The 24779-nt window shown below is 53.1% G+C and carries 18 protein-coding genes and 1 tRNA gene; 10 read left to right on the top strand and 9 right to left on the bottom strand.

Features of this window, described 5'->3' with window-relative positions; translation table 11 throughout:
• Window positions 1-59 precede the first annotated feature (59 nt).
• Window positions 60-1037, bottom strand: coding sequence for a tryptophan--tRNA ligase (trpS, locus tag A6X21_RS19285; RefSeq protein WP_068851402.1), 978 nt, complete (start codon window positions 1035-1037; stop codon window positions 60-62).
• Window positions 1038-1114: 77 nt separating this feature from the next.
• On the bottom strand, window positions 1115-2068 hold the full coding sequence (locus A6X21_RS19280; protein WP_068851399.1) for a dihydroorotate dehydrogenase: 954 nt from the start codon (window positions 2066-2068) through the stop codon (window positions 1115-1117).
• A gap of 265 nt (window positions 2069-2333) precedes the next feature.
• Here A6X21_RS19280 and A6X21_RS19270 point away from each other — a divergent pair, with 265 nt between their 5' ends.
• A complete protein-coding gene (locus tag A6X21_RS19270; protein WP_068851392.1) occupies window positions 2334-3542 on the top strand; it encodes a 2,3-bisphosphoglycerate-independent phosphoglycerate mutase in 1209 nt (402 codons plus the stop codon).
• A 108-nt stretch (window positions 3543-3650) separates the two neighbouring features.
• Here the strand turns inward: A6X21_RS19270 and A6X21_RS19265 are convergent, their stop codons facing one another.
• The gene (locus A6X21_RS19265; RefSeq protein ID WP_068851390.1) at window positions 3651-4814 is read right to left on the bottom strand and encodes a XylR family transcriptional regulator; all 1164 of its coding nucleotides are present in this window, start codon (window positions 4812-4814) and stop codon (window positions 3651-3653) included.
• A gap of 440 nt (window positions 4815-5254) precedes the next feature.
• On the opposite strand from A6X21_RS19265, the gene A6X21_RS19260 reads away from it, so the two are divergent.
• From A6X21_RS19260 to A6X21_RS19225, 7 genes are all read left to right on the top strand, one after another.
• On the top strand, window positions 5255-7891 hold the full coding sequence (locus tag A6X21_RS19260) for a PSD1 and planctomycete cytochrome C domain-containing protein (protein WP_083233747.1): 2637 nt from the start codon (window positions 5255-5257) through the stop codon (window positions 7889-7891).
• Window positions 7892-7988: 97 nt separating this feature from the next.
• Window positions 7989-9443 (top strand): DUF1501 domain-containing protein, encoded by a 1455-nt coding sequence (locus tag A6X21_RS19255; protein ID WP_240490332.1) that lies wholly within the window; start codon window positions 7989-7991, stop codon window positions 9441-9443.
• Between the two features lie 238 nt (window positions 9444-9681).
• On the top strand, window positions 9682-10614 hold the full coding sequence (locus A6X21_RS19245) for a beta-propeller domain-containing protein (protein ID WP_083233790.1): 933 nt from the start codon (window positions 9682-9684) through the stop codon (window positions 10612-10614).
• A 166-nt stretch (window positions 10615-10780) separates the two neighbouring features.
• Window positions 10781-11827 carry a sugar-binding protein gene (locus tag A6X21_RS19240; protein ID WP_068852227.1) on the top strand — a complete coding sequence of 349 codons (1047 nt, stop codon included), beginning with the start codon at window positions 10781-10783 and terminating at the stop codon, window positions 11825-11827.
• A 76-nt stretch (window positions 11828-11903) separates the two neighbouring features.
• Window positions 11904-13469, top strand: coding sequence for a sugar ABC transporter ATP-binding protein (locus A6X21_RS19235; RefSeq protein ID WP_240490331.1), 1566 nt, complete (start codon window positions 11904-11906; stop codon window positions 13467-13469).
• Window positions 13466-14452, top strand: a complete 987-nt coding sequence (locus A6X21_RS19230; protein WP_068851382.1) for an ABC transporter permease — start codon at window positions 13466-13468, stop codon at window positions 14450-14452. The genes A6X21_RS19235 and A6X21_RS19230 overlap by 4 nt, the downstream gene beginning before the upstream one ends.
• 201 nt (window positions 14453-14653) lie before the next feature.
• The gene (locus A6X21_RS19225) at window positions 14654-16495 is read left to right on the top strand and encodes a glutamate mutase L (RefSeq protein WP_068851380.1); all 1842 of its coding nucleotides are present in this window, start codon (window positions 14654-14656) and stop codon (window positions 16493-16495) included.
• Between the two features lie 70 nt (window positions 16496-16565).
• Here the strand turns inward: A6X21_RS19225 and A6X21_RS19220 are convergent, their stop codons facing one another.
• Entirely contained in the window at window positions 16566-18107 is a 1542-nt protein-coding gene (locus A6X21_RS19220) for a M14 family zinc carboxypeptidase (protein ID WP_165603871.1), read from the bottom strand.
• Between the two features lie 218 nt (window positions 18108-18325).
• A complete protein-coding gene (locus tag A6X21_RS19215; protein WP_013109059.1) occupies window positions 18326-19009 on the bottom strand; it encodes a hypothetical protein in 684 nt (227 codons plus the stop codon).
• 391 nt (window positions 19010-19400) lie between these two features.
• On the opposite strand from A6X21_RS19215, the gene A6X21_RS19210 reads away from it, so the two are divergent.
• Window positions 19401-20978, top strand: a complete 1578-nt coding sequence (locus A6X21_RS19210; RefSeq protein WP_068851375.1) for a transglutaminase-like domain-containing protein — start codon at window positions 19401-19403, stop codon at window positions 20976-20978.
• A gap of 172 nt (window positions 20979-21150) precedes the next feature.
• Here the strand turns inward: A6X21_RS19210 and A6X21_RS19205 are convergent, their stop codons facing one another.
• From A6X21_RS19205 to A6X21_RS19195, 3 genes are all read right to left on the bottom strand, one after another.
• The gene (locus A6X21_RS19205; RefSeq protein ID WP_131818449.1) at window positions 21151-21609 is read right to left on the bottom strand and encodes a hypothetical protein; all 459 of its coding nucleotides are present in this window, start codon (window positions 21607-21609) and stop codon (window positions 21151-21153) included.
• Window positions 21610-21675: 66 nt separating this feature from the next.
• Window positions 21676-21972, bottom strand: a complete 297-nt coding sequence (locus A6X21_RS19200) for a hypothetical protein (RefSeq protein ID WP_068851369.1) — start codon at window positions 21970-21972, stop codon at window positions 21676-21678.
• A gap of 1649 nt (window positions 21973-23621) precedes the next feature.
• A complete protein-coding gene (locus A6X21_RS19195) occupies window positions 23622-24017 on the bottom strand; it encodes a hypothetical protein (protein WP_068851366.1) in 396 nt (131 codons plus the stop codon).
• Between the two features lie 231 nt (window positions 24018-24248).
• Here A6X21_RS19195 and A6X21_RS24430 point away from each other — a divergent pair, with 231 nt between their 5' ends.
• On the top strand, window positions 24249-24536 hold the full coding sequence (locus A6X21_RS24430) for a hypothetical protein (protein WP_131818448.1): 288 nt from the start codon (window positions 24249-24251) through the stop codon (window positions 24534-24536).
• Window positions 24537-24642: 106 nt separating this feature from the next.
• On the opposite strand, the gene A6X21_RS19190 is transcribed toward A6X21_RS24430, so the two are convergent.
• Window positions 24643-24727: transfer RNA gene (locus tag A6X21_RS19190), tRNA-Leu, on the bottom strand.
• Window positions 24728-24779 lie beyond the last annotated feature (52 nt).

Raw genomic sequence — 24779 nt, 5'->3', positions numbered from 1 at the left:
TTTTTGTTAAGAGAATTTGCCCCTGGTTCTGAGTCATGAGTCTTTTCTGAGCGTGGTCTTCAAATTTCCTGGATCGCGAGGCCACAGGCGGATTTGCAGCGGTTAAGGACTTCTCTGGCTTTTTTACGAGCCTTAGCCGCTCCTGCCTGAAGAATTTCTTGGACATGATCTGGCTGTAGTGCTAACTCATCCCGGCGGGCGCGGGCGGCACCAAAGTGCTCCATCGCGGCTTCGTAAAGCGTGTTTTTCGCTTCACCATAACCCATCCCTCCCGCGCGATAACGTGCTGCCAGCACCTCCTGCTGTTCGGTCGTCGCAAAGAGTTTATACAAGGTAAACAGGTGGCAGGTTTCAGGATTTTTGGGAGATTCCACAGGCGTGGAATCTGTCTTGATCGAATTGATTTTCTTCTTGAGAGACTTGGCCGATTCGAAGAGTTCGATGGTGTTGCCGTAACTTTTGGACATTTTTTCGCCATCAGTTCCCACGACTTTGGCCGAATCGTCCAGCACGCGGGCCGTGGGAAGCTTCAGGAATTCCCCGCCATAGAACGAGTTAAATCTCTGGGCAACATCCCGGGTGACTTCGATGTGCTGCACCTGATCCACACCGACAGGCACCACTTCGCTGTCGTAGGCGAGGATATCAGCGGCCATCAGAACGGGATAAGTAAACAGTCCTGCATCAGCCGGAATTCCCCGCGCCACTTTGTCTTTATACGCATGGCACTTTTCGAGCAGGCTCATCTGGGTGACCGTCATGAGCAGCCACGTCAACTCCGTCACTTCAGGCACATCCGATTGCCGAAACAAAGTGGCCTTTTCAGGATCGAGCCCTAAAGCCAGCAGGTCTAAAGCGGCATCCAGTGTATTCTGCCTGAGGAGCGCTGCATCGCGAATGGTGGTCAGCGCATGCAGATCGGCAATGAAGTAGAACGATTGTTCGTGTCCCTGCAGGGCCAGATACTGGCGAATCGCTCCGAAATAGTTTCCCCAGTGGAATCGCCCGGTCGGCTGGATTCCTGATAGCACCCGCATGCTGCTTCCCTTCGTGTCTATTGATTTCGTGAGCAGTTTGCCCAATTTCAGAATGAGTTCATGAGCCTTGGAAATACCTAGCAGGTTTTCCGCTGATTCTTGGGAACTTTGACGGTTTTGATGAGTTCCTGAACCCGCGAACAACCTCGATCCTGCAGTACTTTCTCCAACCCACTCGTTAACTGACTCGACAACGAGGGATTGTAAAAGTTCGCCGTTCCCACCTGCACAGCCGTCGCTCCGCAGACCAGAAATTCCAGGACATCGTCGAGTGATTGAATCCCGCCGACACCAATGATCGGGCAGTCCACAGCCTGTGCGACCTGCCAGACGATTCTTAACGCCAACGGTTTGATCGCTGGGCCACTGAGTCCTCCCAGACCATTTCCCAGTCGCGGCTCGCCCGTTTTCCAATCGACAGCAAAACCTTGAAACGTATTGACCAGCGAAAGGGCATCCGCCCCGGCATTGGCCGCTGCACGGGCGATCTCCACCACGCTGGTGACATTGGGGGTCAGCTTCGCAATAATTGGCTTGGATGTGGCTTGCCGTACAGCCGCCACGACTTCGGCTGTCATCGTCGGATTCGTACCGTAATCGACTCCGCCACTGACATTCGGGCAACTAATATTCAGCTCCAGCGCCTGAATCGGATTGAACTCATCGAGTCGCCGAGCCATCACAACAAAGTCTTCGGTACTCTTCCCGGCAATGTTGACAATTAATGCTGTCGGCAGCAGCGAAAGAGCTTCGAGATGTTTGGTGATAAACACCTCGATGCCATCGTTATCGAGGCCAATCGAATTCAATAGACCTGCCGTTGTTTCGACAGTTCGCGGTGGGGGATTTCCAGCCCGCGGCTCGCGAGTGACCGTTTTGGGAATGATCCCTCCCAATTGTGCATAATCAACAAATGCCGACATCTCGCGGGCATAGCCGAAGGTGCCTGAGGCCACAAGAATCGGGTTCTTAAGTGACAATCTTCCCAGTTGAACATTGAGAGACACCGGCAGATTCGAAGTCAATGACATCACGGAAGGCTTTTTGATGAAGGAAACAAGGTTTGAACCAGGCATCACCAGTGGTGGACAACAAAATGCAGAATCGCACATGTTTCACGGAAGTCACTGATCCCGTGAAGGGTAACGATTCGGGATTCGTCGTCACAACCTCAGGCCAGAACGGATCAAGTTTTGGGTAGACACTTGCGGCCAACGCGGATCGGGCCGAAGATGCACTCTGTGCGAGAAAGCTTCGCGTTCCGATATTTCTGTCCACCAGACTCACTGAACGACCATGACCGATCCACATGTGCTCACTCGGCAGCTTCAGAAATCCAACGACTCCAAGATCGTCCTGCTTGTGGGCGATGGGCTGGGAGGTCTTCCGTTAACTCCCGGAGGGAAGACAGAACTCGAATCGGCGTTAACTCCCAATCTCGATGCTCTGGCAAGTCGTGGTTGCCTGGGGCAAACCATCCCTGTCTTGCCGGGCATTGCTCCTGGCAGTGGGCCAGGGCATTTGGGGTTATTTGGATACGATCCACTGCAGTACCAGATTGGGCGTGGAGTTCTGGAAGCCCTGGGGATCGATTTCGAACTCGGCCCGAAAGATGTCGCTATTCGCGGTAACTTCTGCACGATTGACGGTGCCGGGATTATTACCGATCGTCGCGCAGGTCGTATTGGCAGTGAAATCGGCGCTGCTCTTTGCGAGAAACTCAATCAGATCAAGATTCCCGGAGTCGAAGTTTTTGTTCGTCCGGTGAAAGAGTACCGACTGGTGATCGTCTTCCGCAGTGAAGGGCTGGGAGGTCAAGTTTACGATACTGATCCTCAGGCGACAGGGAAGGCTCCATTAGAAGCTGTTGCCAAGAGCGATTGCTCCAAAAAGACTGCCGAAATCTGCAATGAGTTCCTCCGCCAGGCCAAAGAAATTCTCAAGAACGATGCTCCTGCCAATTTCTTGACTTTGCGAGGCATTGATACATTGCCAGCCATTCCGACTTTTCAGGAAGTCTACGGCATGAAGCCAGCCGCCATTGCGGTTTATCCGATGTATCGAGGTCTGGCCCGACTGGTTTCGATGGATGTGCTCGATGCGGGTCAAACTCTCGATGACCAGATGACTTGCCTCAAAGCGGCCTGGAATGACTACGATTTCTTCTTCATTCACTTCAAGTACACCGATTCAACCGGTGAAGACGGTAACTTTGCTGCCAAGGTGAAGCGAACAGAAGAACTCGACAGTTGCATTCCAAAAATCCTGCAGCTTGATCCGACCGTTGTCATCGTGACCGGAGATCACAGCACGCCCAGCAAGATGAAATCACATAGCTGGCATCCAGTTCCCGTGCTTCTCTCGGCTGACACCTGTCGTTTCGATGGATCGACCAAGTTTGGAGAGTCTCAATGTGCACGCGGCGGACTGGGAACGTTTGAAGCCAAGTACCTGATGCTGCAGGCCATGGCACATGCTGGCCGACTGGAAAAATTCGGCGCCTGAAAGCCACATCAAATCTTTCAACGAAGACACCCGGTACTCATCGAGCCACCGGGTGTCTTTTGTTTTTTAAACTTTGCGAAGGTGTCAGTTACGATTCAGGACAAACCCTTATCGCAGGTTGGCACTTTTACGATAACTTCCCGGAGTCATGCCGACTTCCCGTTTGAAGACCACACTCAGGTATTCGGCATGCTGGAAGCCACTCAATTCGGCAATCCGGCTCAATGGTAATTCGGTTTCTTCGAGAAGTTGTTTCACTCGCTTCAATTGAACCTGACGGATTTCCTCTTGGGGTGAACGCCCCAGGTGCTTGCGAAACCGACGTTCGAGAACACTGCGCGAAGTATTCACGCGAGCGAGAATTTCATCGACCGTGAGCTGGTGGCAGGCACCTTCACGAATGATTTTCAAAGAGCTGGCAACAATCGGATCGTCCGTCGCCAGCACATCGGTCGATTGCCGGGTGACGATTCCCATAGGGGGAATGTAAAGCGTCTCTGTAGGCCACGATTCTCCGGCCATCATGCGATCGAGAATAGCAGCTGCCTCATATCCAATACGTTCCGGATTAGGCACGACACTGGAAAGAGGAGGATCGCACAATTCGCAAAGAACTTCGTCGTTGTCGACACCAATCACAGCGACAGATTCCGGCACGGCAAGTTCCAGTTGCCGGCAGGCATCGAGCACATGGTGCCCGCGCATATCGTTGGCAGCCATGATTCCAATAGGCTTGGGAAGCGAGTCCAGCCAGCCGCGGATTTCCTGCTGCTGCTGTGCCCATGTCTGGCTGGATGAAGTTTGCCAGCGTGATTCATAGACATGAAAAGCCCCATGGCCCGTGATGGCATTCGCAAAGCCTTCTCGACGCTCGGATGACCAGGCGTGATCCGAAAAGCCGCAGTACGCAAACTGGCGGAAACCTCGTTCCTGCAGATGTTCCGCAGCCAGTTTCCCGACGGCGCGATGATCGGTATAGACATGCGGTAAGCCATCGTGCAGCCGGAAGTCAGTCATATCAATGGTGGGAATTCGCCGCCTCAAAAGTGAAGCGGCCAGTTCCGGTGTGGTGGATCGACTGATGACGCCGTCGATTTCGGCATTTTCGAGCCAGCGGGGAGGTTGTGCCATCAATTCATGCAGATCGAGATACATCGACCATGGCTGGTGTGCCACGAGATATTTGGAAATTCCTCTCAAAACGGCTCGCCCATAAGCGAGGGACGTTTCGATGACCAGGGCAACTCGCTTTCGAGGCTTCACAGCGGGCATCCGGAAGGGTGGCGAAGTAACGATCAGGTAGAAGCCGGGAAGATATCAGATCCAGCCGCAACCTGTCTCAAAGAATTGATGTTTTTCCATTTGAATTCCATGAGACTGAGAATCCCGTAAATCGATTCATGCAGGTGCGGTTCATTGGTTTTAACTACTGGATTAACAATCGGTTGCTGCGATCACGGCTGGTTCAGCCGAGGTGGGGGTCAGGGGTGTTTTTCGAAATGCGAAATAAAACTCAGACAATAGACTTCGATTCTCATTGTTTCTCTGTCGTAAATCATTCCATAATAGATTTGCAGTGATGGATATGTTGTGTGAAACACAGATGGTTGTGGAAAGTCTCTCGACAAAGCGAGGTTCTCCTAATCAACCGTCTTGAGCTGTCCCTTCCTGCTGGATGGCAATAACAACAACGCTTTCGCGACAGGTGACGAATGTTGTTTGTAAAAAATCGCGATGATTTTCGATTACCACGCCAGGTGAAGAGATCCTCCCCCTGGGGGACGACTTTGCTCGCAGCGAGCATTTTGTCAGCGGCTGCATGGCTCATACAGGGACTGGTTTCCGGGGATCCTGCGGTTGCCGGTAAGGCACTTGTTGCCGAAGAAAACCGGCAGACCAAAGGTGATTTATCGCCGGGTTTCAGTCCCGAAGATCTGGCGTTTTATCGAGAGAAGATCGAACCGATTTTCGTGAAGAACTGCAATGAATGTCACGGAGTGGGCTCGAAGTTTCGTGGTGGGTTTTCGCTGGCGGCTCGTGAACATCTCTTGAAGGGGGGCGAAAGTGGGCCAGGTGTCCTGCTCGATAAACCCGACGAGAGCATGCTGATTGATGTGATCAATTATCGCACTTACGAAATGCCTCCCTCCGGGAAGCTTCCCGCCGATCAGATTGCCTCGATCACAGAATGGGTCAAGCGAGGCGCTCCCATGCCGCCCCCTGCTGTGCCAGTCGCGATGCCAGTGCATGAAGGCCCCCCTCAAGTGAATGAGGCAACGAAAGCTCACTGGGCCTTTCGGCCGGTCACTGATCCAAAACCTCCCGTGAGCCACTTGGATCGATTGGCAAAGAACGACATCGACCGCTTCCTGTTTGCCAAAATGGAAGCGGCTGGTCTGGAACCTGTCGGGCCTGCTGAGAAGCGGACGCTCATTCGTCGGCTCTATTATGACGTGATCGGTTTACCCCCTTCACCAGCCCAGGTGGAAGCCTTCGTGCAGGATGCCTCACCCGAAGCACTTTCCAAGGTGATCGACGATCTTCTCGAATCACCACATTATGGCGAAAAATGGGGTCGCTTCTGGCTGGATCTGGTGCGTTATGCCGAGACCAACAGTTTCGAGCGCGATAATCCGAAACCCAATGTCTGGAAGTATCGCGATTATGTCATTGATTCATTTAATCGCGATAAACCGTATGACCAGTTTTTGATTGAGCAACTGGCGGGGGATGAACTTCCACAGGTGACACGTGATTCGGTCATTGCCACGGGCTATTACCGCCTCAATGCCTGGGATGATGAGCCCGCTGATCAGAGGCAGGCCTTCTACGATGAGATGGACGACATTGTCTCGACAACTGGTCAGGTCATGCTGGGGATGACAATCGGTTGTGCCCGCTGTCATGATCACAAGCTCGACCCGATGCCTCAAAAGGATTACTACGGGTTCCTGGCATTCATGGCGGATCTGCAATCGTATGCCGGACGTGGCGACCAAATGAATTCCCGCTGGAGCCAGACCGATATCAGCAGCCCGGAAGTCATTCAGGCGCATGCCGAACGCGATGCCGCTGTTCAGAAACTGGAAGAGCAGATGCGTCAGATCGAGCAGGCTGCCATTCTGAAAATGAAGGGCGAAGATCAGCGCAAGACCGAAGGTGCGGAGCGTAAAAAAGTTCTGCGTGAAAAGCTGAAGGATTTTCTATCTAAAGAAGAATTTGATCATTACCAGGGCTTGAAGAATCAGTTGGAAGAGCTTCGTAAGCAGACTTTGCCACCCCGCGAAATGGTGCTCTCCGTGAATAACTGTCAGATGCCACCACGGGTGACGCCACTGCTGATTCGCGGAAACCCGGCGACTCCTGGTGAACCAGTCGAACCGCAGTTTCTTTCTGTGCTGACTGACGAATTGCCACAACTGCCACCTCTGACTCCCGGTCAGAAAACGGCAGGTCGGCGACTGGTGCTGGCGAACTGGATCGCCTCCCAAGAGAATCCACTCACAGCCCGGGTCATGGTGAATCGCATCTGGCAAATGCACTTTGGTCGTGGACTGGTAAAATCTTCCAGTAATTTCGGACTGAAGGGCGATCTTCCCACTCATCCCGAACTTCTTGACTGGTTGACGACGCGGTTTGTTGAAGGTGGCTTTCGGATCAAGCCGCTGCATCGGTTGATTCTCAACTCCTATGCCTGGCAGATGTCATCCCGGCCAACTGCGGCCCAACTCAATGCCGATCCCCAAAACGATCTTTATACGCACTTTGAGATGCGCAGGCTGACGGCAGAAGAGACTCGGGATGGATTGCTGGCAGTCAGCGGTGAACTCAATCTGGCTGTCGGTGGCCCGAGTGTCTACACCGCCATGCCCAAAGAAGTCCTCGCTGGACAATCCGTTCCGGGTCAAGGCTGGGGGCAATCCTCACCCGAGGAGCAGAATCGCCGAAGTGTCTACATTCATGTGAAGCGATCACTGCTGGTTCCCACCTTGTCGAGCCTTGATTTCCCGGATCCTGACGGAACATGCCCCATCCGCTTTGCGACGACACAGCCCACACAAGCCTTAACAAGCCTCAACAGCGCCTTCTACAACCAGCAGGCCAAGGAGTTCGCCGAGAGAGTGCGGGCAGATCTGCAGATCAACGAGTTCAATGATGAGTCGCTACGCCAATGTGTCGCTCAGGCGTTAACGCTGACAACCAATCGCCCACCGACGACTGCGGAAGTCGAGCGAGGTTTCGGCTTGATTCAGTCTCTGCGGGATCGTGGTCAGGTCAGTGCCGACTTGGCTCTGGAGCGATTCTGCCTGGTGGCCATCAACCTGAATGAGTTTTTGTATCTCGACTGATTTCCCGAAATTGACGGCTGCCCAGATCGATTCCGCCAGTGAGTCCTGCAACTGCTAATTGAACCTTGCGAATTGTGAGAACCTCATGAATCAGCCCATGCATAATTTTTGTGGACGCACTCGCCGGGAGTTTCTGTGGGAGGCTGGGGCTGGTTTTTCCGGCCTCGCCATGACAGGGCTCCTGCAGAAGGAAGGCTTCTTCGCGAAGCAGGCGGTTGGTGCTGATGGTGTCACTCCCTTTGTGAATCCATTGGCTCCTAAAGAGCCTCACCATGCTCCCAAAGCGAAAAGCGTGATTTTCCTCTTCATGTACGGTGGACCCAGCCAGGTCGACACCTTTGATTACAAACCGAAATTGTACGGGCTGGATGGCAAGACAATTCCCGTCAAGACCAAAGGACGCGGCGGTGCCCGCAATGAAGGGCGCGTCGTCGGCCCCAAATGGAATTTTCAGCAGTATGGTCAATCGGGGCAGTGGGTCTCAGATCTCTTTCCGAATCTCGCGACCTGCGTCGACGATATCGCATTCATCAAGTCGATGACGGCTGAAGCGCCGGTGCATGGATCCGCTATGCTGCAGATGAACTCGGGCAAGATTCAAAGTGGTTATCCATGCCTGGGTTCGTGGGTTAATTATGGCCTGGGGACAGAAAACGAGAATCTGCCAGGTTTCGTGGTGATGCTCGACCATTCGGGGGGGCCGATCAGCGGTGCCAAAAACTGGTCCAGCGGCTTCATGCCGGCAAGTTATCAAGCCACTGTCATGCGGTCGAAAGGCCCGGCAATTCTTGATCTCGTGCCGCCTGAAAACATGTCCGATGACGTCCAGCGGCAACTCATTTCCACAATCAACGAGTACAACCAGGAGCATCAACTCTCGCGAGGTGAAAACTCGAATCTGGCGGCTCGCATTGCCAGTTTCGAACTGGCCTACAAGATGCAGACCACCGCTCCGGAAGCGACTGATCTCTCGCAGGAAACCGAATCCACACTCAAGCTGTACGGGATGGATAATCCGCAGACAGAATACTTCGGTCGGCAGTGCTTACTCGCTCGTCGTCTCGTAGAACGCGGCGTCCGGTTCATTCAGGTCTATGCTGGTGGCAATCATAACGACGCCAACTGGGATGCTCACGGCGATCTGGTGAAGAACCACACGTTACACGCCGGTCGAACTGACAAACCCATTGCCGGCCTGTTAAAAGATCTCAAGGCACGTGGCCTGCTCAATGAGACTCTGATTGTCTGGGGTGGTGAGTTTGGCAGACAGCCAGTCGCTGAATACAAAGAGGGGACTGGTCGAGATCACAATGTGGCTGGCTTCACCATGTGGTGTGCTGGGGGTGGCATCAAGGGTGGCTGCAGTGTCGGTGAGACCGATGAACTGGGGAATGAAGCCGTTAAGGATCGTTTCCATGTCAAACACCTGCATGCCACGATTCTGCATCAGCTGGGTCTCGATCCGAATCACCTCTCCTTCTTTTACGGTGGTCTCGATCAGAAACTGGTGGGTGTCGAAGGAGCTGATCCGATCAAGCAGATTATTTCGTAGTGGAAGGTCACTCAAAGAAGGTGACGCTCGACCCGATGATAGGGCATTTGCGTACCAAATTGGCTTGTTTGACTGTCCAATTTGAACATGCAGATGTCCTCCGGATATCAGGCTCCAGCAGATCCTCCCAAAGTCCTGGTGCGTGTGCGCTGATATCTATTTCCCCTTTCTTAAACATCTCCAGCGGACCTGCCATCAGATCTCGCATTTCTCCATGATTTTCAGCAAGGCATGCTCCATGTTTCGTCTCTCGTCGCATCGCTGGATCGCTCTGCTAGCGATCGTCTGTTTCTCGACACAGTATATTCCTGCTGCCGAGCACCCGACGCAGACAGGCACACCGCGCAGTTACATTGCGGCAGATTATTCCAAAAAGATTCTCGTCCATGTAGGGGCAGATAACTCTGATGTCTGGAAACAGACAGTTCGCGATGTGCATGATCTCCAGATTCTGCCCCATGGCCATCTCCTCACACAGACGAACTTCCAGACGATCGTCGAGTTGAATGACAAAGGCGAGATCGTCTGGAGTTACGATGCCAAATCGTCACCCGGAAATGCGGATCGCAAAGTAGAGATCCATGCGTTCCAAAGACTCGCTGATGGATCGACGATGATTGTCGAGAGTGGGCCCGCCCGGATTCTCGAGGTGAGCGCAGAAGGAAAAGTTCTCAAGGAAATTCCACTGGTGGTGAAAAATCGGGATCCGCATCGTGACAGCCGACTGGCCCGCAAGTTGGAAAATGGCCATTACCTGGTGTGTCACGAGAAAGACCAGACTGTGCGGGAGTACGACGAGAAGGGCCAGGTGGTCTGGGATTATGGAACAGGGACTGCCCTTTATTCGGCCGAGCGATTACCCAATGGAAACACGCTGATTGGAACGGGGAATGGTCACAGCGTCATCGAAGTCACTCCCCAGAAAGAGGTGGTCTGGTCAGTCACTGAGAACGAACTTCCGGGAATCAAGCTGGGTTGGATCACCATGGTGGAACGATTACCCGATGGCAACACGCTGATTGTCAATTGTCATGGGGGAGAGAATCAGCCCCATGCATTGATTGTGACACCTCAGAAGCAGGTTGCCTGGACACTGAAGGACCATGTCCGTTTTGGAAATAATCTGCCAGTTTTGAAACTCGTGGGCCAGGGATCGGGCACAACGCGCTAAAGAGTGTCAATGTTTTGTTGCAATCTGTCGCCTGAGACGGTCAGATACGAGTCGAACTGAATCTTCTGTCAGTTCATTCAACGGGTGACGTACTCCCTTTCTGTCTTCATCTATAAAGTTGCATACCATGTCGCACATCGGGTTTTGCTGGCAGCCACGTTTCGTGATGGGCACCTTTTGGGGCTGGCTGGCGGCCAGTGCTCTGTTGTTATCCAGCGGATGTGATTCAAAGCCTGCTGGAACTTCTTCTGGTGGAGCTCCACGAAAATATGCCTATGTCACTAACGGTGTCGCCGACTTCTGGAATGTGGCTGAGGCGGGTGTCCGCCAGGCGGAAAAGGATTTGAATGCAGCAGGGAAAAGCACGAAAGTTGAAGTTCGTCACCCTCCGGATGGTGTGGTCGATCAAAAGCGGATGGTGCAGGAACTGTTAACACTCGGGGTGGATGGCGTCTCGATTTCGCCGATTGATCCTGAGAATCAAAGCGATCTGCTCAGTGAAATTGCGAAGCAGACGATTTTCATTACGAATGATTCGGATGCCCCTAAAAGTGAGCGGCTGGTGTACATCGGCATGGACAACTACACCGCAGGCCGCCAGTGCGGTGAGATGATCAAAGAAGCCTTGCCTGATGGTGGGAAGGTCATGATCTTCGTCGGCAGACTGGGACAGCTCAATGCCAAACAGCGTCGCCAGGGCATCATTGATGAACTGCTGGGACGCAGTGTTGATCCAGAGCGATATGACGAGCCCGGAAAAGAACTGGTCGGTGACAAATACACCATTCTTGACACCCGAACCGACGACTTTGATCTCGTAAAAGCGAAATCTCTCGCCCAGGATGCGATTACCCGGCATCAGGATCTCAACTGTATGGTGGGTTTGTTTGCCTACAATCCCCCCAAGTTGATTGATGCCGTCAAGGACGCTGGCAAAGTTGGCAAAATTCAGATTCTGGGCTTCGATGAAGACGAGGGAACGCTGCAGGGCATCCAGGATGGTGTCATGTATGGAAGTTGCGTGCAGAACCCCTATCAGTACGGCTATCAGTCGATCATGATGCTCGACAAAATCAAATCGGGAGATCAATCCGGCATTCCCGAAGACAAGTTTATCCAGATTCCCGTGCGGAAGATTACCAAAGCCAACGTGAACGAGTTCTGGAAAGAACTGAACCAGTTACTGGGCAAACCCGCTCCAGAGGCCAAATGACCTGCGAGTCTTTGGCCAATTCAATGAGTTCAGCCTGGCGAGTGCATTTCAGGGGATGGGAGATCGTCGCGAGAACATGGTCTCTGCAACATCAACGACAACAACAGATGTGACGACAGGCCTGCTCCCTGATCGAACAAATGACCGTCCGTTATTGCTGGCAGCCAGTCAGATCACGAAAGAATTTCCCGGTTGTAAAGCACTGGATCGAGTCAGTGTTTCTTTCTCACCCGGCGAAATCGTCGCGATTCTCGGTGAGAATGGTGCTGGCAAGAGCACGCTCATGAAGATCCTCGCTGGCGTACAGCCGCCAGATGGTGGTGAACTGCTGGTGGATGGTCAGCCAGTGGTTTTTCGAGATGTTCGAGACGCGATTGAGCACGGAGTTGTCCTCATCCATCAGGAACTCAACCTCGCGGAAAATCTCAGTATCGGAGCCAACCTGTTCCTGGGACGCGAACCGACCCAATGGGGATTCATTGATCAGAAAACGATTCGTCGATTGTCCCGGGAACTGCTCGAGCGAGTGGGCCTCAACTATACCCCGGAGACAATCGTCGGCGAGTTGTCAACCGGGCAGCAGCAACTGGTGGAAATTGCCAAAGCACTTTCCATTCAGGCGCGGGTGTTGATCATGGATGAACCCACCGCCAGTCTTTCTCATTATGAGACGGAACTGCTCTATGGCGTCGTACGAAAACTGAAGGCGGACGGTGTTTGCGTCATTTATATTTCGCACAGGCTCAGTGAAATCCAGGAGCTGGCCGATCGAGTGGTGGTGCTACGCGATGGACAGTATGTGGGAGAAATCACGCGGGCCAAAATGACTCGCGAAAAAATGGTCTCGTTGATGATTGGCCGCAGTTTGACGAGTGGTTTCGAGCGGCATTCACACACTCCTGGTCCGGAAGTTTTCCGCATCAAAGATCTGGTCACCACGGCCTTCCCGGAAGCTCGAAATTCTTTCTCCCTCAAGGCAGGTGAGATTGTGGGAATGGCGGGTTTGGTGGGAGCAGGCCGGACGGAACTGCTACGCGCTGTTTTTGGAATTGATCGACCACTCGCTGGCGAGATCTTCTGCGACTCAAAGCTGGTGAGAATCTCTTCACCACGAGCCGCGATGAATCTGGGAATGGCGCTAGTTCCTGAAGATCGCAAAGGCGAGGGGCTCGTGCTGGAAATGTCTGTCCGACACAACCACACGCTGGCGACTTTAGCCCGCCAGGCATCTCTGGGGTTGTTCATCAATGCTGCTCAGGAAATCACAGACAGCCAGAGGATGATCGCCGCCCTTCGTACTAAGACCGCCAGTGACCAACTGGCAGTGCAGTTCTTATCGGGGGGAAACCAGCAAAAGGTGGTGATTGGCAAATGGCTGCTTTCGAATCCCAAAATCCTGCTCCTTGATGAACCCACGCGTGGTGTCGATGTGGGTGCCAAACAGGAAATCTACCGGATTATGGAGGAACTGGCGGGGCAAGGTCTGTCGCTGCTGTTTGTTTCCAGTGATCTGGAAGAAGTGATTCGCATGTCGGATCGCGTGCTGGTGATGCACGAAGGAAAAATCACCGGCGAATTGAGTCGCCAGCAACTGAGTGAAACAGCCATTATGGCTCTGGCGACTGGAGGAGCGCTCTCATGAAGAGAATACTCGGAATTCTTGGCATTCTTGTCGCCGTGATGGTCGTGACTGGCATTCTTCAGCCAGCCTTCCTCAGTGGATACAACCTTTCAAACGTCACTCAGCTTTCGGCCTACTTCGCCATTCTGAGTATTGGCGTGATGTTCGTGATCATCACTGGAGGGATCGATCTTTCGATTGGCCCTGTGGTCGGGTTGGTGGGCTGCCTGCTCCCACTGCTCATTGTGAAGTATGGTTTTCATCCGGCCCTGGCTATTGCTTTTGTCATGGGAGTAGCCGCACTCATCGGGACGACGCACGGTCTGTTGATTACCAAGGCAAAGCTTCAGCCGTTTGTGGTGACACTTTGCGGCTGGCTGATTTATCGTGGCCTGGCTCGCTGGATCACAGGAGATGCCAACCAGGGGTTTGGGAATAGCTTCAACGGCCTGCTGGAAATCTCTCGCAAAAAGATCCCTTTACCCGGGGATTATCAAGTGCCGATCCCTGTGGTTTATATGCTGATTATCGCTGTGCTGGCCGCCATTTTTTTGAACAAAACGGTCTGGGGTCGCTACCTGTATGCGATTGGTCGCAATGAACAGGCGGCGCATTTCAGCGGGATCAATACCGATCGAATCAAATTGATGGCCTATGTGCTGTGTTCGACAATCGCCGGGTTTGGCGGAGTACTGCTCGCTTTTGACCTCAATTCGATGCAACCCAGTTCGCATGGGAACACTTACGAATTGTACGCGATTGCAGCCGCTGTTCTGGGTGGTTGCAGCCTTCGCGGTGGCGAAGGATCAGTGGCGGGTGTGGTGATTGGCGCTGTCCTGTTGAGAGTGCTGTACAGTGCCAACAATATGCTCGGGATTCCCAGCACGCTGGAGTATGTAACGATCGGGACCGTGCTTCTGGCCGGTGTACTGGCCGATGAAGGAGTGAAGTGGTACTCGCAGCGAAGAAAACTGATTCAATCCGCCAAGAAAGTCGCCGCTTGAGTGCGAGAAGTCGCCTTCGAACAGGAAGCTTGATTTCCGCAAAAACCTGAGTGAAGGTTTTTAGTCGCAGTTCTCTCCATGGCGGGATAGACTGACGTTGCTCGCCAATTGAACAGAAGCTCTGACTTTTGAGAACAACTTGTGACGACGGAGGTTATTCATCGAGATGATCTCTCTTGTTGCATCGTCCAAAGGAACTGCATGACGCAGGCGACAACTGGCCCCAGGCGGCTTCCTGAAAATCCCGATGAGTTGGAAGTCATCCTCGCGACCGATTGCGGAAGCACCACAACCAAAGCTCTGTTGATCGAAAAGATCGACGGAGTTTATCGTCAGACTTACCGTGGCGAAGCTCCAACAACTGTCGAGGAACCAACTGCCGATGTGACGATCGGCGTTGTGAATGCAGCGACTGAAGTGGGTGAACTCGCTGGGCGCCAACTGGTCGATGAAAATGGCCTGCTGATCCGCCCGGCTCGCGGAAATGTCGGTTGTGATGCCTATATTTCCACTTCCAGCGCAGGGGGTGGTCTACAAATGCTGGTATGCGGCGTTGTCCCCACAATGTCCGCTGCCAGTGCGACGAGAGCCGCTTTAGGCGCCGGTGCCATTGTTCTCGAAACCATGACATCGAATGATCGTCGCAAACCCCATGATCGCATTCAGAGAATTCGGGATCTGCGCCCGGATATGATTCTGCTCGCTGGCGGAACTGATGGTGGAACTGTTCGCCATGTCGCTGCCATGGCCGAGTTGATTGCACCTGCCAAACCACAGCCCAGGTTTGGTGGCCAGTATAAGATGCCCGTAATCTACGCCGGGAACCAGGCAGCCATTCCTGTTGTTCGAGATGTGCTGGGAAACGTGGCGGAGTTGTCATTCGTTGAGAATGTCAGACCAGTCCTGGAGCGTGAAGCCCTGGCCGGTGCGCGGGACGCCATTCACGATCTATTTCTCGAGCATGTCATGGCCCATGCACCAGGGTACGACAAGCTCATTGAATGGGCTGATACCGCCATCATGCCCACTCCTGGTGCCGTGGGAAACATCCTGCAGACCATTGCCCGCACTCGCGGCCTGAATGCACTGGGTGTCGATATTGGCGGAGCCACGACAGATGTCTTCAGCGTTTTCAGTGGGACATTCAACCGCACTGTCAGTGCCAACCTGGGGATGAGTTACTCCATTTCGAATGTCTGTGCCGAAGCTGGCTTTGATGCCATCCTCCGGTGGGTTCCCTATCCAGAAAGTGAAAAAGAGCTGCGCAACCGGGTGAAGAACAAAATGATTCGCCCGACGACAATTCCCCAAACCATGGAAGCGTTGATCTTTGAGCAGGCTGTTGCGCGGGAAGCTTTGCGGCTGGCGTATGTGCAGCACAAGCAGTTCGCCACGACTCTCGCTGGTGTGCAGCAGCAGCGTACGATTGGCGATGCTTTTGCCCAGTCTGGCGGGCAGCAGACAATCGTGAATAACCTTAAGCTCGACTTGATTGTCGGTTCAGGTGGCGTGCTCTCTCATGCTCCGCGTATGGAGCAGACAACCATGATGATGATCGATGCCTTTGAGCCGGAAGGGATTACGGTTCTCGCCAAAGACAGCATTTTCATGATGCCCCATCTGGGCGTACTGGCCGAGATTCATCCTCAGGCCGCCATGGATGTCTTCGAACGGGATTGTCTGATCATGCTGGCAACGTGTATTGCCCCCAAGGGGCCTCCAGCTCCCGGCAAACTGCTGTTGAAGTATTCACTCGAAGTGGGCAGCAGGGTGGAAGAAGGAATACTCCACGGCCACGAGATGCAGCGCTTTGATCTGGGGCCGGATGAGGTGGCGAAGCTGAAGCTTGTGCCCGCTGCCGGCTACGATGTAGGTGCCGGCCCCGGAAAGCCGCTCGAGCGCGAGATTCGTGGCGGCACTGTGGGCGTCGTCTTCGATGGACGTGGTCGGCCTCTGGCACTGCCATCGAACACAGACGATCGACGCGCACTCCTCAAGACCTGGAATCAGGCACTGGGTGTCTACCCTGGTCATCACCACTAAACAACAAAAGGGTTTGATCTCGATTAGACGACACCAATCCCTTTTGAAGCAGATCCAGGTTAAACAGGCATCAGGTTTTCGACGGTGGTGGCGGTGGAAGTTCCTGATAACCTCGCGGCTTACCCACGGGAACCGGCCCCTGAGGGCTCGATGTAGGAATCCCGCCCTGCTTGAGTTTGTATTTGTCGAGGTTCGGTGCCTCGACAGGATCTGCAGGAGCCACACGGGATTTGGCGCTTTGAGCCATCAGATTTTCAAGCTGTTGAAAACTTTGTTTTCTCGCCATGGGGGATAGACTTTCTCCCGCCTGATCCGAAATGGCAATCATCAGCCCGCTGACATGCCGATCAAACTCCACCATGGGATCCTGCCCATAAGGCAGACTGAGTGAGAGTACCTGAGCAGCCACCGTTTCATCGGCCAGAACTTCCAATGAACCCGGCCAATCGGGAGAAAGCAGAAGTTGAGGTGTCCAGCGTGATGTTGTCATGAGCTGATTGGCAATGTTCTTGGCATTCATCGAATGAATGACTTCTCCGTTGCGTGTCGGCGTCGATCGCAGAATCACCACTCGGTTGGGCTGATGCGTGGCAATCGTCTGAAGAATCGCCCGAGTTTCGATTTCACTCGCTGGCGCTTCGCCACTGCGCCTGGTCTGGCCGCGCGAGAAGTTCGCTGTCGGGAAGTTTCGATTGAGATCAACATCCCGTGAGTTGGTTCTTCGATTAGCCTGCAAACCATCCGGGTTGGCAGCACGAATGATCGTGATTGTCGAAGCGTTGAGGATCTTGGGATTCTTGGAAATAGAAGTCACCAGCTTGTCAGCCCAGCGCACAGAGACACGATCGGTCCCTTCCAGACCGGCGACCACCAGTGTCGAAAACTTTCCCCGGCCCATCGTTCGAACATAAATGGGCAAGCCATCGGTCGACTGGTAGGCAATCTCCCAGCGGCCCAGAAGCTTCTCTTCGTCCGAAACAGGTCTGGTCACAGTTTCCGATTCTCTGGTGGCTGGTGCACTCTGTTTTTGAGTAACGACCGGCTTTCCTGTCTCGATAGTCTGCTCAGTGGCTTGATCAGTGGCCTGCTCAGTGGCTTCAATCGAATCGCCGAAGGTTGCGGGTGAATTGGTAGCCGCTTCACTGGCTGTCGAATCTGCGGGCTGACTGGAGAAACGACGAGGTGCCGACTTTGTCTTAGGACGCGTCGATGGTTTGGCAGTGGGAGAATAAGGGGCCGCTGCAGGATCTGAAAAGACAGAGTGCAGCTCCGATTCCGCAGGTAATGGCTTGGACAGCGCCATCAGAATAGGTTCGGATTCACCCAGACTGACCGATGGAGAATCGGTCGATAGTTCCATTTCCATCGTCGACGACGATTTCGTCGCTCGGGGAGCAGCGGCTGATGAAGAACTTGTTGAAGCCAGAGGGCGAGCATCTGCCAAAGTGAGTCGACCAGGTGGAGTCCCGGGAGGATCTTCGGGGATGGTGGCCTGTGAGACCAGAAGTGGTGTGGAAATCCCATCGGGAAGACGAATGTCATTCTCGGAGGCCCACCACATGACACCCAGACCGGCGGCTGTGACAAATGACAACATAGGCAAGACTTTCAAGGCTCCCTCCATCGAAGAACTTCATTCAACCTCGGGGATGAAGTTGAGTCGTCACTCGTTTGCTTTGGGTTCTCACTCGCAGCATGAGTAACCGGATCTCGAAAATCGCCACTGGCTCGACAGGTAGAACCAGTGGCGGAAAAGACTGTCAACACAAATTCAAAGGTCACTTAAGAGCCATCGATGTTGAAAAACTGATGTCGCCTGGGTGCTGAAGATCATTCGTCATCGATACCAAGGCGGTATTGCAACTGGCGGAACTGCCGCGAAAAGTCTTCGGATGAAGAGTGGACATGTTCGGCTTCGGTAATGAATTTGAGGTCTTCGTTACAATCGATGTTGTAGTCGTCGAGGATATCTTTGAAGTCGACGAGCTCGTTGCCGTAAATAATGATCAGCTTGTGTTCGTCGAGCTGGATTTCGAGTGGAATATTGGGATTCAGGACGGCAAACCCGGTGCAGCCATCGTTGAGCAATAGATCTTCAAAGTCGTAGAGCGTGCTCTTCAGAATGGGGACATCGATACTTTCACGGTAAAGATCCTGATGCCCGCCACGTCGTTCGTGACTGGTTTCGAGGACGACATCAACCTCATCACCCAAGGGAGCCATCAGATCGATGAACACATCGAGCAGATGTTCTTTCGAGACAGAAGCCATGATGACGGGAATCTTGATGCCGGTTTCTTTGTCGTGATAAGCGTCGTGGCGGTAACCAGCTCTAGGAACCACCTGCAGGTCATACGAAGGACGGACAGCATCCGTCAGCATGAATGACCCATACTTGGCAATGTTCAAATGGGCTTCGAGCTGTTCGTCATCCAGATGATCGAAGCTGCTCTTTCCGTGACGCACCCCACCGTCGCGGTAAGTATTCTTAAAGAATTTCTTCAGGAACCCCATGGTTCAAGTCTTTCTAGAGTTCGTAGCGGCAGATCTAGTGAGGCGGTAAGGAAGGGGTGTTACCGCAACAGGAACATGCAAACTTAGCACACGAATTCCAGGGGCATCGGAACAGCTCATGAGCCAGGGGCTTAAATTTCACGGTGAGTTGTCGGTTTGATCGCAGCAGGGAGAATGGAAGGCCGGGGTAATCCTGGTTGAGTTTGCGGAGTGGTTGATCACCCGTCAGGAGCAGCGAAACTTCTGATGTGGAACACCTTTGCAGTGAAAAGGCGTAGGATCTTGCCCCTTTCTCAAGAGGCGGGGTAGGGAGACTCTGCCAAATCGTTACAATCCTTACACTCTGCAGTTCCTGCATGATTTTGGAAATTGGACGCGAAGGAGGGATCCGATGACACCTGGTGAGCAGCAATCAGTCCTCTCGAACTGTCAGCCCCTGAGGCTTCCAGCGCAGTTCCATGGCCCGTTGGCCCGGTGGCTGTTCCTGTCGCTGGCGCTCGTGCTTTTCGTCGCGGCTCCTGGCCAGGCCGAGGAACCGGAGACACGCACCGTCTGGGGAGTGATCTACCTGCAGGGGCAGCGTGCCGGTTACCAATCCGGCACACGGACTCTCGTCCCATCACCAACCGGCGAAAAGCTCGTGAAGTGCGAGCAGAAGACCGCACTTAAGCTCACGAGATTTGGAACACCACTAATTATGGAATCCACTGTCGAAACGGTGGAAACAATGGCGGGAGAAATTCGCCGGTTTGTGCATCGGCAGGAAAATCCCCCGGCCGCCCCCATGACCCTGGAAGGAACGATCGAAGGCAGAAAGTGTCAACTGGTCGCCACGACCGGCGGCATCAAACAAACCTCTTCGATCCCCTGGAGTCCCGATTGGCGTTCACCCGCCTATCAGGATGAAACCTTGCGGGCTCAGCCACTTCAACCGGGAGAAGAACGTCGGCTGGAGATTTTCTTTCCCGAGTTCCGCTCCATGGGAGTCCTCGATCTAAAGGCCCGGGAAATGGTGCCGATCCTCAACCTCGACCGGCAGGAAAAAAATCTGCTGCGTGTGACGGCGCGGATTTCACTCATTGAAGATTCTCCCATCACCGTCTATGTCGATCAGACCGGAGAAGCCATTGTGACCCGCATGGGGATCTTCGGCACCGAAATGTTCACCTACCTCGCCACCCGCGAGCAGGCACTCCTCCCCATTGAAGGAACAGGCCCGGAAATCGGCAAACTCACGCTTATTAAGGCACAACTCCCCAAAGACTGGGCCACGCGTCAGTCACTCACCTACGAATTGAAACTTCCCGGCGATGACCTCGCACGCATCCTCACCAGTGGGCCGGGCCAGACGATTGAAGTCATCGATCCTGAAACTGTGCGGGTCACCGTCCAGTTGACTCCCTGGAGTCGCCCACTCTCGACCAGCAGTTTGCCACTCCCTGCGGACGATCTCTTTTTGAAAGGAACATCACTCCTGCAGATCGATGATCCTGCCGTCAAGAAACTGGCGACCGACGCCCTGGCCAGCCTCCCCCCTGAGAAGCGAAACGACTTACGCGAGCAGGCTTTGGCAATGAGCCGGTACGTGCACAAGACCATCAGCACGAAAAATCTTTCGACGGCATTGGCCTCGGCTGCCGAAGTCGCCAAGAGTCGCTCGGGCGATTGCACGGAGCATGCCACCTTGCTGGCGGCTATGCTGCGGGCACAAAAAATCCCCTCGCGATTTGTGATGGGGCTCGTTTACGTTCCCGAAGAGTCCGCTTTCGGCCTGCATGCCTGGACCGAAGCAAAGCTGGGAGACGACTGGTATCCCCTCGATTCAGTCGCAGCCAGCGGCCGCACAAGTGTGGCCCACTTACGAATGACCGCCGACTCCCTCGACGAATCGACCGGCGACCCGGTCCTGCGCATGGACATCTACGCCCGAAAGCTCCCCGGCCGGTTACAGGTGAAGGTGGTGCCGTAGGGGCGAGAAAGAGTTTAAAAAGTTGTTGATTCAAGGCAGAGAAGTCACAAGCGGGCCGGTTTGGGTCAGGCTTCTAGTTCTGCGACAGCCGACTTGATAGCTTTCGTTTTCGGGTTCGGTAAGTCACCTGATAGCCATCTTCACAACGATTCCACCATCTGACACACCACTTTCAAATGCGAACATGGTAGGTGAAATCAGATAAGACATACTGCTGACAATCGCTCCATACCCATTGCTTTCCATCTTCAGGGACTTCTGTGGTCAGGATCGTTCGCCAGTTCTTATGCACTTGTGATATCGGCCTTGGGAGCTTTCGACCGTACTCGGCTTCGTAACGATCTCTGGCAAACTCCACACCCTGTTCTGTGAAATCGATGTCACCTTCGAATGGCATGCCATAGTGTGGCAAGCCATATCCATTTTGAATCAACCACCTCTTTTGATCACGAAGCCATTTCCAGGTTACTCGTTGTACCAACCCCCGTGAAATGGCATGTTCCACAATCGCAGTCAATTGCGTTCGTGAGACCTTTTGTTCGAGGTTCCAGGCAGCGCATTCATCAGTCAGAAAACGTCCCAGTAGATTCATTCCATGACTGCTGTAGTGTAAGGCACCTAACAGAGCCATCGTTCCACGTTCGATAAGTTCTTCTTCGATTTCGTTCGTAAGTGATGATGAGTGAAAGCTCATCGATTAGATAACGCCGAATCCAATAAAGCCCATCATGTATAAAAGCGTGAAACTCAGTCCCGCAATGGGAACAAATGCCGGTATGGATAAAAGAGCCACAAGCAATTGCCACTTTGACCCATATTTCATGCTCATGCCGATCCCAGCAATTCCGCATACCGCAAAGACTGTCCATACAATCGTGATGATGTTTGGAATCTCATGATGTTCACCCACGAACTTGGAGAAATTTCCATTGAGGCACACAACTGGGAAAGTGGCTGCAGCGAGATATGGAACAAATATGGGCCACCAACTCATAGATTTTACTTCACTTGGGCAGTGTGTTCAGGGCTTAGCGACCGTGCTGTAGGGTGTTGTTGTGCGCTGGAAGTGAAAGGTGTTGGTCGGCAATACTCGCATTTAGCCATTCGGAGGGTAATCCGAAAACGTGAAGCCTCTTGTGGCTTTGGCACCCCGGTGGAAATCGGAACTTTAACCGGAGTCACTCTGCGTTGATTAGCTCGAGTCAGTCGCATTGACCCACCTGCCCCATCGGGAGGTTTTCATGTATGGAGTCATCGTTCCGTCAGGCATGACTTCATAGACAACATTGGATTTTGACTTGTAATGGCGGCCACACTTCGGACACCGGTTTTCATACCACCATTCTTTGGTCAGCGGATCGAGCATTGAACCGATAGATTCGTATTCGCCGTACTTCGTCTTTCCGCAGCGACATCGTGGTAAGTCTGGACGCCACCATGTTATGAGGACACACAACATTGTAAGTCCCACGATCGGCGCAACACCAACGATCATGCCGATACCAGCACCTGTCATTACCGGAGTGGATGAGTAATTCGCAATGGCGCTACCTATCGCAATGCACAGAAAAAACCATAGTGGGAAAAGCGTTTCTAAATTCATATTGCTGACTGGGCCACCGTGCCGCTGGGTATCGATGTGTGCTGAGGGTGAAAGGTGTTCATCGACAATATTCGCATGCGGACATTTGATGGGCAATCCGAAAGCCTGAAGCATCTTGTCGCCTTGCCACCCCGGAGAATTCCGAATTTCAACCGGGGCCACCCACTGGCATGGTCTTCTCAAGTCATTCTACGACGGAAATATAATCTGGTCCTACAGAACATTCAGTGCGATACATGATTCCTGTAGAACTCCACGGATTGCGGAGCAAGTATCCATTGAGTACTTCTGTATCGATCGAAAGTATGGTCCAACTGTCGTCTACTGCGGTTAATGTTTCTGTGAAATATTTTCTCCACCAATGTGCGGTCCCGTTTAGTTTTCCATGAGGGTCATTGACAGTGCCTAATGTCTGCGTGAAATAGATACTTCCAATCGTATCCATTCGGTCTGAATTGCACCGGTCTCTTTTCCCAGATTCAAGTCCGTTTTCCAGTATTGAGTCAACATAACTTGTTCTCGTCACATGAAAAAGGTGTGTATCCTTCACTGTGAATTCGTGCCGCTTAGAGATAAAGTCCCAAGTCAAAAGTGAGGTTTTTGGAAATCTTTGTTGCGTCCGAATCCAACCAAGTTCAAAAAGCCATTTATCGAGCTCAGCGTATGTGTTCGTACTGAGTCGCTGAACATCGTAGTCTTGGATCGAGCACATCCAGGTTGGTATCGAACAGTGGTTTTTGAAACGTGTGTCAATTTCGATTTTGATGCAAAAATGTTTTTGGGCATTTAACAAGATTTGATCAAGCGATGGATCAATTTGAAGAGATGTCATTCGAGTGGCCCAACAAGTATTCGACTGCCGATAAATAGTAAAATATTTGCCAAGATCGCACTAGATGTCGCTTTTGCCTTCTGGGTTCGCCAGAACTTGAAACCTTCATCACAAGATTGCGCGACTGCACTAGCGTCGAGCCGTTGGAATTTATGTTGGTGAAGCGTCTCGACGCACAGCTTTGAAAACGGCATTCCATTGAGGCTGGCTATTTTTTCTCCTCGCGGCCCAGGCCGAGGCCCTTTTTAATGCCTTTGATTGCACCACTTGCAGCACCACCAGCAACGCCTTCCGTCACTTTTCTTGCCTCTTCAGCGACGGAACTCTCCCCGTGCCGTTTGGAGCGGGTTACGACAATGTCGTCAGAGTTTTTGGGGAGGCCGTCCGGGCCGTTGGACCTCACCTCAAGTGTGTAGTTGAGGACCCCTTTCTCAATCGATGTGGACAATGGACGACCGTAACTGTCCTTGGCCGATGTGTTAAAGTCTTCGCCGCCTTCCCAGCGATCGGCCTCTGTATTGAGAACAGACAAGGTGCGTTCGTAGGCACTCGGCCCACAGCCAGAGATCATCATCACACCTAACACGGCAAACGAACGCCACATTGTGATTAACTCTCCTGATGAATCCGCCTAGTTTCAATGAAACACGAAACCTTGCACAACAGCAGACCGCGTATGCCATAAACTCGGGCTATACAAGTCTGATTTGGTAATGGTGAACGGGCTCGACAAGCCTCTACTGTAACGCCAAACAACAGATGATGGCCAACCGTTTTTCTCGCATCAGGACTTATCGGCACAGACTTATGGAAGTCGAGCGAGTTCCAAGGTGCGATGTTTCTTGCTCTCCATGCGACGGTCGGGGCACTTTCGCGGCAACTGGCGGGCAATGCGAGCACGCAGCGTCTTTCTCGATGGCTTTCCTGCACCTTACGCCACCCGGACGTCCAAAGCGACTTCTGGGTCACTCCTTTTAGGGAGGCTTTGGTGGCGGGACACGCGGAGGATGGGGCTTCTTGTGCCTGCGGCACCCGGCCACGAGTTGGCCGGGCCACCCTTTCGCAAGTGATTGACGGTGTTGTAGGCTTCCGCACTCGGGCACGGCACACAGCCGGATTTTGAATCCGGTGTGCGGCCACATTGTCCTTCAAACGAAAAACCCCTTCGGCGAATTGTTCGCGGCGAAGGGGTTTCTTTTTCGAACTTTGATATCAGCCTGCATTGCAATTGCCGGAGGTGGGAGTCGAACCCACACGAGGGGTGAACCTCGCCGGATTTTGAATCCGGTGCGTCTGCCATTCCGCCACTCCGGCGACAGCCCAAAGGGCCTGCCAATACACGAATGATTAATGACCTGCCGCGAGA

Source organism: Planctopirus hydrillae, assembly GCF_001707835.1.
Taxonomy (GTDB): Bacteria; Planctomycetota; Planctomycetia; order Planctomycetales; family Planctomycetaceae; genus Planctopirus; species Planctopirus hydrillae.
Note: the sequence above shows the minus strand (reverse complement) of the source record. Positions and strands in the feature narration are given on the sequence as shown.

Coding starts and splice junctions, on each gene's coding strand:
- trpS (WP_068851402.1), bottom strand. CDS start 1,037: ATGCGGGTGCTATCAGGAATCCAGCCGACCGGGCGATTCCACTGGGGA.
- A6X21_RS19280 (WP_068851399.1), bottom strand. CDS start 2,068: ATGTCATTGACTTCGAATCTGCCGGTGTCTCTCAATGTTCAACTGGGA.
- A6X21_RS19270 (WP_068851392.1), top strand. CDS start 2,334: ATGACCGATCCACATGTGCTCACTCGGCAGCTTCAGAAATCCAACGAC.
- A6X21_RS19265 (WP_068851390.1), bottom strand. CDS start 4,814: ATGCCCGCTGTGAAGCCTCGAAAGCGAGTTGCCCTGGTCATCGAAACG.
- A6X21_RS19260 (WP_083233747.1), top strand. CDS start 5,255: ATGTTGTTTGTAAAAAATCGCGATGATTTTCGATTACCACGCCAGGTG.
- A6X21_RS19255 (WP_240490332.1), top strand. CDS start 7,989: ATGCATAATTTTTGTGGACGCACTCGCCGGGAGTTTCTGTGGGAGGCT.
- A6X21_RS19245 (WP_083233790.1), top strand. CDS start 9,682: ATGTTTCGTCTCTCGTCGCATCGCTGGATCGCTCTGCTAGCGATCGTC.
- A6X21_RS19240 (WP_068852227.1), top strand. CDS start 10,781: ATGGGCACCTTTTGGGGCTGGCTGGCGGCCAGTGCTCTGTTGTTATCC.
- A6X21_RS19235 (WP_240490331.1), top strand. CDS start 11,904: ATGGTCTCTGCAACATCAACGACAACAACAGATGTGACGACAGGCCTG.
- A6X21_RS19230 (WP_068851382.1), top strand. CDS start 13,466: ATGAAGAGAATACTCGGAATTCTTGGCATTCTTGTCGCCGTGATGGTC.
- A6X21_RS19225 (WP_068851380.1), top strand. CDS start 14,654: ATGACGCAGGCGACAACTGGCCCCAGGCGGCTTCCTGAAAATCCCGAT.
- A6X21_RS19215 (WP_013109059.1), bottom strand. CDS start 19,009: ATGGGGTTCCTGAAGAAATTCTTTAAGAATACTTACCGCGACGGTGGG.
- A6X21_RS19210 (WP_068851375.1), top strand. CDS start 19,401: ATGACACCTGGTGAGCAGCAATCAGTCCTCTCGAACTGTCAGCCCCTG.
- A6X21_RS19205 (WP_131818449.1), bottom strand. CDS start 21,609: ATGGCTCTGTTAGGTGCCTTACACTACAGCAGTCATGGAATGAATCTA.
- A6X21_RS19200 (WP_068851369.1), bottom strand. CDS start 21,972: ATGAGTTGGTGGCCCATATTTGTTCCATATCTCGCTGCAGCCACTTTC.
- A6X21_RS19195 (WP_068851366.1), bottom strand. CDS start 24,017: ATGTGGCGTTCGTTTGCCGTGTTAGGTGTGATGATGATCTCTGGCTGT.
- A6X21_RS24430 (WP_131818448.1), top strand. CDS start 24,249: ATGTTTCTTGCTCTCCATGCGACGGTCGGGGCACTTTCGCGGCAACTG.